Here is a 10,910-nt window from a genome sequence, read left to right as displayed (position 1 = left end):
GACCAGGTCGTACTGCGCTTCCGGCCGCCACTCGAGGATGTTGCGGTGCAGCCAGGGCGCGCAGTCTCCTTGGAAGCGACCTTCGAGGCTTCCTTGGACGCCTCCTTGGAGGCGACCTTCGACGCGACCTTGGAGGCCTCCTTGCTGGCGACCTTCGACGCGACCTTGCTGGCGACCTTCGAAGCTTCCTTCGACATGGGGCTACCTCATTCCTTGGGTGGGATTTCCCCCGCAGATCCGGTCCGCATTTCCTGCGTTCCGGCGGGGCTCACCCAGATTCGCCGACGAACCGTTGCGGGTCAAGGAAAACTCCGCACCGCCCGGTGTCATGTTCGTGCCACGGAGAAGGTGCCACCGCCAGGGGCTAACCATTTCCGCCGGCACCGCCCACCATCGGCGTACCACGATTCACGGTTGGAGGCCCCGTGACCAAGAGCGCGAACCTCTGCTGGGGACAGCACCACCACCTGCTGCGGTACCTGCGGGTGCCGGCGCAGTCGCGGCACGAGGCCCACATCGGCACCAGCTACCCCCTGCCCGCGGGCTGCACGGTCGCGGCCGTCCGCGCCACCCTGACCCACCTGGTGCGCCGGCACGAAGTCCTACGCACGGTCTACGACCTGACCGGCACCGGCGCGGACGGGCGTGCCTGGCCGCGCCAGCTCGTGCAGCCGCCCGCGCCGCAGCCGGTCGTCGAGGCGACCACGGAGGACGCCGTGGACGTCATCGCGCGGCTCACCCGCACCCCGTTCGACCTGGCCCGCGAGTGGCCCCTGCGGGCCTGCGTGGTCACCGCCGGCGGGCAGCTCGTCCGGCTGCACCTGGTCTTCAACCACCTGGCCTTCGACGACGTCGCCCTCGACCGGCTGGCCGCCGAGCTCGACGAGCTCCTGGCCGCGCGCACCGAGGGCCGGCCCGCGGTGCTGGACCCGGTCGAACACCAGCCGGTGGACCTCGCGCGGTTCGAGGAGAGCCGCACCGACGCCGACCTCGAACCCGCGCTGAGCCACTGGCGTGCCATCGTCCGGAACCTTCCCGCGGACGTCTTCTCGAAGCGCCGCAAAGCTTCCGAGGCCGCGCACAGCGCCTCCTACACCGTCCCGACGCTGCTGTCGGCCGCCCGGGCGATCGCCGCGCGCGAGCACGTGTGGCCCTCGGCCGTGCACCTGGCCGCCTATGCCGTCACGCTCGCCGCGTACACCGGGGAAACGCTGGTCGCGCACCGGATGTACACCAGCCAGCGGGACGCCAGCGGCTTCGGCGGCGCCGTCACCTGCCTGTCCTACCCGACCCCGGTGCTCGCCGACCTCGACGGCGATCCGCCCTTTTCGGCCGTGGTCCGGGCGTCCGCCACCCGCGTGAGCCAGGCGATGACGCACGCGCACGTGCCCTACGACCGCGTGTACGAGCTGGTTGCCGAGGAGGGCGTGCGCGTGGCCGCCGAGCTGAACTTCCTCGACAACGCGCCGCGGTCGTGCCGCACCAGACGAGACCGGTACGCGGTCAACGCGGCCCCCGACGACTGGGCGCGGGCCGGCTCCGACAGCTACCTGCGCGTCTACGAATGGGCCGACGGCATCACCCTCGCGCTGCAGGCCCTGGACGCGGTGATGGACGCCGACGCCGTCGAACACTTCCTGCGCGGCTACGCCAAGCTCGTCGAGGCCCACCGCGACCCCGGCACCGACCTGCGCGTCAGCGAGGCCGCGGCGCTCATCGGCTTCACCCCGCCGGAGCCACGGCGGATCCGGGCCGAACCCGAGCGAACCGGAACCGCGCCCGCCGAACGCGTGCTCGTCGACGTCGTCGCGGAGGTCAACGGCCTCGCCGAGGTCGACCCGGCCCGCAGCTACCTCGGCGCGGGCGGGCGCGTGCTGCGCCTGCCCCGCGTGGTCGAAGCCCTGCACGAACGCGGGTGGCGCACCGGGCTCGTCCCGTTCACCACCACCCGCCCCCTGTCCGCGCTCGCGCACGAGCTCGTGCCGGCCCGCGGCTGAGCCGAAGATCGGAGGAAACCATGTCCCTGCTCGAAGCACCCCGCCTGGAACGGGTGGCGTCGTTCGTGCCGGAGACGAGCCTGCCGGTCGCCGACCTGGCCGGCCCGCTCGGGCTCGACGCGACGCAGCTGCGCTTCTTCACCCGCTTCCTCGGCCTCGACCGCGTCGCCGTCGCCGACGGCCTCGACCTCGCCGACATGCTGGCGGGCGCGGGGGAGCGCGTGCTGTCCGGGACGGACCGCGACTCGGTCCGGTTCCTGGTCCACGCGCACACCATGCAGCACGTCGCCGTCGCCACGCCCGGCCTGCTCGAGGACGTGCGGACGCGGCTGCGGCTGCACCGCGCGACCGCGTTCAGCCTGTCGCACCTCAACTGCGTGATCGGCATCCAGGCGCTGCACATCGCCCGGTCGCTGCTGGCCACCGCGGACCCCGGCGACCGCGTGCTCGTGCTCACCGGCGACAAGGTGCTGATGCACGAGGCCCGGCTGATCCGCGACACGACCATCCAGGGTGACGGCGCCGCCGCGGTGCTGCTCGGCCCGGACCCGCGCGGCGACCGCGTCCTCGGCCGCGCGCTCACCGTGCTGGGCCAGTTCTACCGCGGCATCGACTGCGACGAGGCGCTGCAGCTGCAGTACAAGCACGTCTACCCGGACGCGCTGGCCCAGGTCATGCAGGACGCCCTCGACGACGCCCGGGTCGAGGCCGCGGACATCGCCGCCATCCTGCCGCACAACGTCAACAAGCTGTCCTGGAAACGCATCTCGGGCGCGCTCGGCGTGCCGCGGGACCGCGTGTTCCTGGACAACGTCGGGAAGTACGCCCACTGCTACAGCTCCGACCCGTTCATCAACCTGGCGGCGGCGCGCGCGGACGGGCGGGCCGGTCCGGGGGACCTCGTGCTGCTGGCTTCGGCCGGCCTCGGGGCGACCTTCGCGGCGGCCGTCGTCGAGATCGGAGAAGGGAACCAGGGATGAATTTCGTGGCACGGCTGAAGAAGGACCTGACCGGCGACGCCGGGGCGCGGTTCGTCTTCGTCAACAACTTCGAGGTGGAACGCAGCTGGGCGGTCGGTGAGCCGAAACTGCCCGGCGCCGGCATCTCGTTCGCGGGGGCCACGGTCAACCGCATGGAGGAGATGGGCGCGCTGCTCGCCGGCGAGGGCGACCTGGTGGTGCTCAAGGCACCCATGGACGCCGCGTTCGCCGGCTACCTCGCCCGGATCGGCGCGGCCGACGGCACGACGCTGATCGCCGAGCACAACGATCCGGACGCGATGGTGACCGAGGACGCCCTCAACTCGCCGGAGCTGCTGTCCCGGCTGCGCGAGCTGGCCGACGGCAACACCTACCTGATGCCGCTGGGCATCTCGGCGTCGGAGGAGGCCCTGGCCAAGGAGTCCGGGCTGCCGCTGGCCGGCTCGACCGCGCAGATCTGCAAGGCGGTCAACGGCAAGGTGTTCAGCCGCGGCCTGGTCGACTCCCTCGGCCTGCGCCAGGTGCCCGGCCGGGTGGTGCACACCGTGGGCGAGCTGCGCGAGGCCCTCACCTCGCAGCTGGCCCTGGGCGGCCGGGTCGTGGTCAAGGAGTCGCTCGGCGTCTCCGGGCGCGGCATGGTCGTCGTCGAGGACGAGCGCGGCGCGAACCGCCTGCTGCGGCTGATCGAGCGCCGCGGCGCCGAGGCGCCCGCGAACCTCGTCGTCGAGTCCTGGATCGAGCACGCCCAGGACCTGAACTACCAGTTCGTCGTCTCCCGCACCGGCGGGGTCCGGTTCGAGACGGTCAAGGCCGCCGTGCTGAAGAACGGCGTCCACCAGGGCCACCGCTTCCCGGTGGAGCTGCCGCCGGTCGCCGCCCGGGAACTCGCCGAGGCGGTCGAGAAGATCGGCCGCGCCCTGCACGACGAGGGCTTCTTCGGGATGGTCGGCGTCGACGCGATGCTCGCCGCCGACGGCACGCTCTACCCGTGCCTGGAGATCAACGCCCGGTTCAACATGTCGACCTACCAGAGCCGGATCGCCGAGAAGTTCATCCCCGAGGGCCGGCACGCCATCGCGGCGACCTTCTCGCTGAAGCTCCGGCGCGAACACACCTTCGCCGAGGTCGAGTCCGCGCTCGGCGACCTGTTCTTCACCGGCGCCGGCGACACCGGCGTGCTGGTCAACAACTTCGCGACGCTCAACGCCGCGAACACCGGCGAGGGCTCCTTCCACGGCCGGCTCTACGCGATCTGCGTCGGGGACTCGCCCGAGGAGGCCCTCGCCGTCCGGACCGAGGCCGAGCGCCGCCTCGCCGCCATGGCAGGAGAGGACGCATGACCGACATCGACTACCAGGACCTCGCCGCGCGCTTCGGCACGCCGCTGTACGTCTACGACGGCGACGTCCTGCACGCCACCATCACCGGCCTGCGCGCGGTGCTGCACCCGGCGATCGAGGTGTTCTACTCGCTCAAGGCGAACCCGAACATCAGCGTCTTCGCCGCCCTGCACCACGGTGGCGCACGGGCCGAGGTTTCGTCCATTGTGGAACTGCAGACCGTCCTCAAGGCCGGCGCGCGGCCCGACGACATCATCTTCCTCGGCCCCGGCAAGAGCGAGCAGGAACTACGGGCCTGCCTGGAAACCGGCGTCTACGCGATCGTCTGCGAGTCCTTCGACGAGCTGGACGACATCGAGCGGATCGGCGCCGAGCTGGGCAGCCGGCAGCGGGTGCTGCTGCGGATCAACCCGACGTGCGCGATCAGCGGGTCCCGGCTCACCATGGGCGGCAAGCCGCGCCAGTTCGGCATCGACGAGGCCCAGGTCCTGGCGGCCGGGCCGCGGCTGGCGGAGTACCGCCACGCCGACGTCGCCGGCATCCAGGTCTACATGGGCACGCGCATCCTCGACGCCGAGGTCGTCGGCAAGAACACGCGCTACGCCCTCGACCTGGCCGAGCGGGTGGCGGCGGAGACGGGCATCCGGCTGGAGGCCGTCGACATCGGCGGCGGCCTCGGCGTCGCCTACTTCGAGGGCGAGGACGACCTCGAAGCCGCCGACGTGGCCGCCGAGATCAACCCGATGCTGGAGGCGTTCCACCGGGCCCACCCGGCGACCCGGCTGATCATGGAGTCCGGCCGGTTCCTGGCCGGGCGCGCCGGGGTCTACGTGCTCGGCGTCCGGTACGTCAAGGAGTCGATGGGGGAGCGGTTCGCGATCGCGGACGGCGGCACCCACCACCACATGGCCGCCGTCGGCATCGGCTCGTTCGTCAAGCGCAACTTCCCGGCGGTCCTGCTCACCCCGCGCGCGGCCGGTGAGGACACCGACGACACCGTCGAGCCGGGCCCGTGGACCGTCACCGGCCCGCTGTGCACGCCCAACGACACCCTGCTCAAGCAGGTGAAGCTGCCCGACCTGCGCGCCGGCGACCTGGTCGGCGTCCTGAACTCCGGCGCCTACGGGCCGTCGGCCTCGCCCGGGCTGTTCCTCAGCCACGGGTTCCCCGCCGAGGTGCTCGTGCGCGGGGGTGCGGCCTTCCTGGTCCGCGACCGCGACGAGCCCGAAGACCTGCTGCGCAAGCAGCACCTGTTCCAGCCCGACACCGACAGCATGGGAAGTGAGCCGAGATGAACCGCACCGAGATCGTCGCCCACCTGGAGATCGCCCTGTCCGCCGTGCTCAACAAGGAGATCGGCGGCGTCACCCCGGAGCTGCGCCTGTTCGAGGACCTGGCGCTCGACTCCACCAGCGTCATCGAGCTGCTGATGAGCCTCGAGGACACCATCGGCCTGGAGATCGACCCGGACGAGCTCGGCCCGGAGGTCTTCCGCACGGTCGGCAGCCTGACCGACTACATCGAGTCGGCCTTCGCCAGGGCCGCCGCGGCGGTCTGAGCCATGTCCCTCCAGACGCTCGCGCCCCCGGGGCGCGCCGCGGGCCCCCCGCGCCCGGCCGGGGTGCACCTGAGCGGCGTGACGCACCGGGTGTTCACCGAACGCGCCAAGCCGGTGTTCGGGATGCGTCCCGAGCTGGCGCGGCTCATGGTCGACACGTTCGGCGCCGCGGCGGACCGGGAGGACTTCCTGGCCCGCACCGGCAACGGGTTCATCGAGATGACCGAGGCCCTCCTGGCGGACGCGGGCGCCCCGCTGCCGCCGCTGGACGCGGTGGTGCTCGCGTACCACTCGCCGGACCTGTACCACTCCGAGGTCGCCGGCTGCTACCTCGCCGGACGCCTGCCCGGCAGCCCGGAACCGTGCTCGGTCGCGGCCCCGGGGCCGGGTGCGGCCTTCACGGCGCTGCGCCTCCTGGACGGCATGTGCCGCCTCGGCGAGGCGGCCTCGGCGGCGCTGCTGGTGTACGACCAGAACGCGGTGCTGTGGGACAGCGGCCACCCGGCCACCCACCGGCCCGACGCGGCGGTGCTGCTGCAGGCCGGCGCGACCGGCGACGTGGCCGTGACGGAGCTGGCGGAGGTGCGGCTCGACGAGTCCGGGCCGCACACCGCCACCCTCGCCCTGGCCGACGTGCTGTACCGGCACCCGGGCGTCCGGGTGCTGGCCGGCGCCGGCCTCGCCCAGCGGCTGGCGGGCACCCCGTACGCGGGGCGCGTCGAAGCGGTCCCGGACCTGTGGTGCACGGGCGTCTGGGCGGGGCTGGCCCGCCTCTGGCCGCTGGACGAGCCGGTGCTGCTGGCCGACTTCGAGCCGGTGGGCGGCACGTTCTGCAGCTGCCTGCTCACGCCGGGGAGGGAGCACTGATGGACACGGGGCTGTCCCGGGTCGCCGTGCGGCTGCCCGGCCGGGTCGAGGCCGTCGACGACGTGCTCGTGCGGTCGGGTGCCACACCCCTGGAGCGGCGCATGTTCGGCCGCATCTACGGCCTGCGCGACAGCCCGGTGCTCGCGCCGGGCGAACGGATGGCGGACCACCTGGCCGAGGCCGGGCGGGCCGCGCTCGGCGGCGGGCCGGCGAGCCTGGTGCTCTACGGCCACACCCTGCTCATCGCCGAGCTCGACCTGTGCGGCACCTTTCCGGACCGGCTGCGCGACGCGCTCGGCCTGCCGGGGGTCCCGTTCTTCGGGGTGTCGCACGTCAACTGCACGTCGGTGCTGCGCTCGGTCGAACTCGCCCGGCGCCACCTGGCCCGGCCCGGGGCCGAACCGGGCGACCGCGTGCTCGTGCTCGGCGGTGACCAGGGCAGCGCGAGCGACCGCGGCCGCTACATCCCGGGCACGACGGTCGCGGGCGACACCGCCGCGGCCCTCGTGGTGGAGAAGGGGCCCTCCCGCTACCGCTACCTCGGCGGCGCGAGCACCCGCGACACCCGGTTCCGCCGCAGCCTGCGGATGACCAAGGAGGAGTTCACGCTCTTCGGCAAGGTCTGCTGCGAGCAGGCGGTGGCCGTCGTCGGCGCCGCGGCGCGGGACGCCGGGCTCGCACTGTCCGATGTGGACTGGGTGCTGCCGGACCTGTCCAACCGGATGTTCTGGCGCACCTTCAGCGGGCTGTCCGGGTTCCCGTTCGACCGGATCCCCCTGGACCTGGTCGCCGAGCGCGGGCACAACTTCGGGGTCGACTCCCTGCTCGCGCTGCAGCACGCGGACGCGGCCGGCCGGCTGCGTCCCGGACAGCGCTGCGCCCTGGTCTCCGTGGGCCAGGGCGCCTACTTCCAGTCGGTGATCGTCGAGGTCGTGGAGGAGAAGTGACCACCAGCCTGCTCGAATGCGAGCGAACCGCACGCAGCGACGGCCTCGCCGCCGGACTCGCCGCGGCCCTGGCCGCCACCCCGGCCGAAGGGCTGGCCCCCGGCCGGTACGCGGCCGTGCCCGCCGCCGCCGTGCCCCAAGGCGCCGAAGTGCGCACGCACAGCCTGGCCGACCGCGAGGACATCGTGTTCCTCGCCTGCCCGGGCCGTCCCCGCGAGGAGCGGGACGCCCACGAGCTGGCCGACTTCGGCCGGCACCTGGCCGCGGTCCGGCTCGGGGTGCTGCGCTCGGTGCTCGACCACGTCGTCGAGCACCTGTCGGACCGCACCAGCGGCGACGAACCGCTGATCCGCAAGCAGCTGATCGCCGGCGCGATCGGCGACGTGATGGCCGCGGTGGAACGGCTGCGCGCCCAGGTGCGCTCGCAGCGGCACCCGGTCGCCGTGGCCGACGTCCACCGCGAGCTGGACGAGCTGGGCTGGCGGGTGGCCCAGCACCTCGGCGCCTCGGGGTTCCTGGCCACCTCACCCGCGCGGTCGCTCTACGTCTCGGCCCTGGTGGCCGGCACCTGGGTGGACCGGGAACCGGAAGGAGAACCGGCATGATCGAGCTGAGCGACCGCGTCCGCGCGGTCCGCGACCTGAGCCGGGAGGCGGCCGCCGACCTGCGGTCGCGGGCCCTGGCCATCGACGTCGACCCGGACGCGATGGAGGAGCACTACAACTCGCCCGTGTTCGAGATGGTCCGGCAGGCCGACACGCCGCCGCAGTACCGCGAGTCGCTGCCGTCGACGCCGCTGCTGCGCGCGATGGAACGCGGCTCGTGCCTGGAGAACGTGGCCGGGCTGATCGAACTGGCCCGCGGCGACGTCGGCGCGATCCTGGCCTGCCCGTCGCCCGGCCTGGCCGGGGTGTTCGTCGAGCTGCTCGGCACGCCCGAGCAGCAGGAGTGGTTCTTCACCCGGATGCACGGCGGCCGCCGCTGGTCGTTCTTCGCGATGACCGAGGAGAGCCGTGGCAACGACGCGACCGCGATGGAGACCCGCTTCGACCGCGACGGCGAGGGCTGGCGGCTCAACGGCGGCAAGTGCTACGTCGGCAACGCCGCCCGCGGCAGCGTCGGCGTCGTGTTCGGCCGCACCGGCCGCGGCGCGTTGTCGATCCGCGCGGCGCTGGTCGAGGTCCCCGCGGCCGGCTGGCACGGCGAGAAGCTGGACATGATCGGCCTGCGTGGTGCCTACATCAGCCGGCTGTCCTTTTCGGACGTCGAGGTGCCCGCCGGCCGCCTGCTGGGCGACCACCTGCCGGTGACACGGCGCGGCATCTTCGCCGCCATCACCACGTTCAACCACATGCGGGTGCGGATCGCCGCGTCCGCGGTGGGCACGGCGCTGGCGATGGTCGAGTACGTGCTGGAGCACCGCAAGAACGCCCCCGGCGGCCAGCTCGCCCTCGCCCGCGCCGAAGCGGGCCGCGAGCTGGTGTACGAGGCGGCGGCGCGGATCGACCGCGACCCCGAGCGCGGCTACCTCTCCAGCGCGGCGAAGCTCGGCGCGATCGGCCTGGCGGTGGGGACGGCGCACTGGGCGTCGGCCGCGCTCGGCCCGGCCGGCCTGATCGAGCACCCGCTGCTGGAGAAGTGGACGCGGGACGTGCACGCGTTCGAGTTCATGGAGGGCACCAGCAACATCCACCGCCTGCACGTGGCGCGCGGGTACCAGGCGGGAGACGCCGATGCCTGACCTGGGGATCGACACGATCGCGTTCGCCGCCGCGCGGCGCGAGGAGTACGTGCCGCTGTCGACATTGCCCGGCGCCGCCGACCTGGTGCCGCCGGAGCGGCTGGCCGCGGCCGGCCTTCCGTTGTCCCGCTTGATGGTCCGGATCCCGGAGGACGACGACGTCGACGTCACGGCGGAGGTGCTGGCCGCCCTCGGGCCACCCGCGGTGCCGCAGCCGCTGTTCTTCGTGCGCTCCGGGCCGTTGCGCGACCCGAACGTGGCCGCGCTGGCGGGTCTCGTGCACCGCAGCGGCTGGGAAGGCGAGGACGTCGGCCTGACGCACCTCGACGAGCTCGGCGGCACGGCCGTCTTCGGCCTGCTGGAGTGGGCGGTCGAGACCGAGGCGACGGCGGTCGTCTGCGACGAGCCGCTGTTCGCCGACGCGGCCGGCGGCCACCCGCGGTTCGCGGCGGTCGGCTTGCGGGTGCGCCGCGGTCCTTCGGCGTTGGCGGTTTCCGGCTGTGGCGAAGGAAAACCGGCGTTGACGGGCGGCCACCGGTTCACCGGCCGCGGCCCGTGCGACGCGTGGCTGGCGTTCTGCGCGGCCCTGGCCGAAGGTGTGATCACCGACGGCGACCGCGTCCTCCTGCACACGCGCGGCCCGCTGCGCGAGGGCTGGTTGTCCCTGCTCGCGGTGGACGTCTCCGCGCTGCGGCTGGTGCCTGCGGGCACGGCGAGCCTGCTCGGGGGGCGGAGTGGATGAGAATCGGCGTGGACCTGATGTCGATCCCGCGGTTCACCGACGTCGCGGCGCACCCCCGGTACCGGACGCTGGTCTTCACCCCGGTGGAGCTGGAGCAGGCCGCCCGGATGGGTGCCGAACGGTCCCTGGAACGGCTGGCCGGGCGGTTTTCCGTCAAGGAGGCCACCTGCAAGATGCTGGGCCGTGGCTTCGGCCAGGGCCTGCGCTGGCGTGACATCGAGGTCACCAACGACGACTGGGGAGCGCCGTTGGTGACCCTGGGCGGCGGCGCGGCGGAGATCGCGGAGGAAGCGGGCCTGGAGGAGATCGTGGTGACGCTGAGCCACCAGGCCGACCTGGTGGTCGCGGTCGCGGCGGCGGGCTGCGCCCGGCCGCCGCGTCCGTTCCGCCGCGCCTCGGCGCCCGCGCCTGCCGCACCGGTCCCGGCCCGGTTCGACGAACTGGCGGCCTTGGCGGCCGACCTGTTCTCGGTCCCCGCCACCGAGGTGGCCACCGCGGCATCGTTCGCGGGCGATCTGGGGGTCACGTCGGTGGTGGTGATCGAGCTGCTCGCCCGGATCGAGCACCGGTACGGCATCCGCATCCCGGAGGCCGGCATCTACCGGATGACCGATCTGCCGCGGACCTACGGCGTCGTGGCCGAGGCCGCCGGCTGGTAGGGCGGGCATGGAGAAGGGGCCTTCCGCGTGGTGCGGAAGGCCCCTTCTCGTTTCGTGGAAGCGAAAAGTCCGGCCGGGG

General features: G+C 73.3%; 12 protein-coding genes. 11 read left to right on the top strand and 1 reads right to left on the bottom strand.

Annotation, left to right across the window (positions count from 1 at the left end):
- Positions 1–197: hypothetical protein (locus tag ABZW17_RS42440; protein ID WP_354827302.1), on the bottom strand; the 197-nt coding region annotated here is incomplete at its 3' end.
- 228 nt (positions 198–425) lie between these two features.
- Here ABZW17_RS42440 and ABZW17_RS42435 point away from each other — a divergent pair.
- Genes ABZW17_RS42435 through acpS form a run of 11 tightly spaced genes read left to right on the top strand, consistent with a single transcriptional unit; the run spans position 426 to position 10,831 of the window.
- Positions 426–1,997, top strand: a complete 1,572-nt coding sequence (locus ABZW17_RS42435; protein ID WP_354827299.1) for a condensation domain-containing protein — start codon at positions 426–428, stop codon at positions 1,995–1,997.
- 20 nt (positions 1,998–2,017) lie between these two features.
- Positions 2,018–2,977, top strand: coding sequence for a ketoacyl-ACP synthase III family protein (locus ABZW17_RS42430; RefSeq protein ID WP_354827296.1), 960 nt, complete (start codon positions 2,018–2,020; stop codon positions 2,975–2,977).
- Entirely contained in the window at positions 2,974–4,317 is a 1,344-nt protein-coding gene (locus ABZW17_RS42425) for an ATP-grasp domain-containing protein (RefSeq protein ID WP_354827293.1), read from the top strand. Before ABZW17_RS42430 ends, ABZW17_RS42425 begins: the two co-directional genes overlap by 4 nt.
- Entirely contained in the window at positions 4,314–5,612 is a 1,299-nt protein-coding gene (locus tag ABZW17_RS42420) for a type III PLP-dependent enzyme (protein WP_354827290.1), read from the top strand. Before ABZW17_RS42425 ends, ABZW17_RS42420 begins: the two co-directional genes overlap by 4 nt.
- Complete coding sequence (locus ABZW17_RS42415; protein ID WP_003100549.1) at positions 5,609–5,875, top strand: acyl carrier protein; 267 nt, start codon at positions 5,609–5,611, stop codon at positions 5,873–5,875. Before ABZW17_RS42420 ends, ABZW17_RS42415 begins: the two co-directional genes overlap by 4 nt.
- Before the next feature lie 3 nt (positions 5,876–5,878).
- Complete coding sequence (locus ABZW17_RS42410) at positions 5,879–6,742, top strand: hypothetical protein (RefSeq protein ID WP_354827288.1); 864 nt, start codon at positions 5,879–5,881, stop codon at positions 6,740–6,742.
- Positions 6,742–7,689 carry a 3-oxoacyl-[acyl-carrier-protein] synthase III C-terminal domain-containing protein gene (locus ABZW17_RS42405; RefSeq protein WP_354827285.1) on the top strand — a complete coding sequence of 316 codons (948 nt, stop codon included), beginning with the start codon at positions 6,742–6,744 and terminating at the stop codon, positions 7,687–7,689. Before ABZW17_RS42410 ends, ABZW17_RS42405 begins: the two co-directional genes overlap by 1 nt.
- Positions 7,686–8,294 carry an acyl-CoA dehydrogenase family protein gene (locus ABZW17_RS42400; protein WP_354827283.1) on the top strand — a complete coding sequence of 203 codons (609 nt, stop codon included), beginning with the start codon at positions 7,686–7,688 and terminating at the stop codon, positions 8,292–8,294. The genes ABZW17_RS42405 and ABZW17_RS42400 overlap by 4 nt, the downstream gene beginning before the upstream one ends.
- Positions 8,291–9,430, top strand: a complete 1,140-nt coding sequence (locus tag ABZW17_RS42395; RefSeq protein ID WP_354827280.1) for an acyl-CoA dehydrogenase — start codon at positions 8,291–8,293, stop codon at positions 9,428–9,430. The genes ABZW17_RS42400 and ABZW17_RS42395 overlap by 4 nt, the downstream gene beginning before the upstream one ends.
- The gene (locus tag ABZW17_RS42390; protein WP_354827277.1) at positions 9,423–10,172 is read left to right on the top strand and encodes a hypothetical protein; all 750 of its coding nucleotides are present in this window, start codon (positions 9,423–9,425) and stop codon (positions 10,170–10,172) included. The genes ABZW17_RS42395 and ABZW17_RS42390 overlap by 8 nt, the downstream gene beginning before the upstream one ends.
- Positions 10,169–10,831, top strand: a complete 663-nt coding sequence (gene acpS, locus ABZW17_RS42385; protein WP_354827274.1) for a holo-ACP synthase — start codon at positions 10,169–10,171, stop codon at positions 10,829–10,831. The genes ABZW17_RS42390 and acpS overlap by 4 nt, the downstream gene beginning before the upstream one ends.
- Positions 10,832–10,910: the final 79 nt, after the last annotated feature.

The sequence above is a fragment of the Amycolatopsis sp. NPDC004625 genome (assembly GCF_040609695.1).
GTDB lineage: Bacteria > Actinomycetota > Actinomycetes > Mycobacteriales > Pseudonocardiaceae > Amycolatopsis.
Note: the sequence above shows the minus strand (reverse complement) of the source record. Positions and strands in the feature narration are given on the sequence as shown.

Coding starts and splice junctions, on each gene's coding strand:
- ABZW17_RS42425 (WP_354827293.1), top strand. CDS start 2,974: ATGAATTTCGTGGCACGGCTGAAGAAGGACCTGACCGGCGACGCCGGG.
- ABZW17_RS42420 (WP_354827290.1), top strand. CDS start 4,314: ATGACCGACATCGACTACCAGGACCTCGCCGCGCGCTTCGGCACGCCG.
- ABZW17_RS42390 (WP_354827277.1), top strand. CDS start 9,423: ATGCCTGACCTGGGGATCGACACGATCGCGTTCGCCGCCGCGCGGCGC.
- ABZW17_RS42410 (WP_354827288.1), top strand. CDS start 5,879: ATGTCCCTCCAGACGCTCGCGCCCCCGGGGCGCGCCGCGGGCCCCCCG.
- ABZW17_RS42415 (WP_003100549.1), top strand. CDS start 5,609: ATGAACCGCACCGAGATCGTCGCCCACCTGGAGATCGCCCTGTCCGCC.
- ABZW17_RS42395 (WP_354827280.1), top strand. CDS start 8,291: ATGATCGAGCTGAGCGACCGCGTCCGCGCGGTCCGCGACCTGAGCCGG.
- ABZW17_RS42430 (WP_354827296.1), top strand. CDS start 2,018: ATGTCCCTGCTCGAAGCACCCCGCCTGGAACGGGTGGCGTCGTTCGTG.
- acpS (WP_354827274.1), top strand. CDS start 10,169: ATGAGAATCGGCGTGGACCTGATGTCGATCCCGCGGTTCACCGACGTC.
- ABZW17_RS42405 (WP_354827285.1), top strand. CDS start 6,742: ATGGACACGGGGCTGTCCCGGGTCGCCGTGCGGCTGCCCGGCCGGGTC.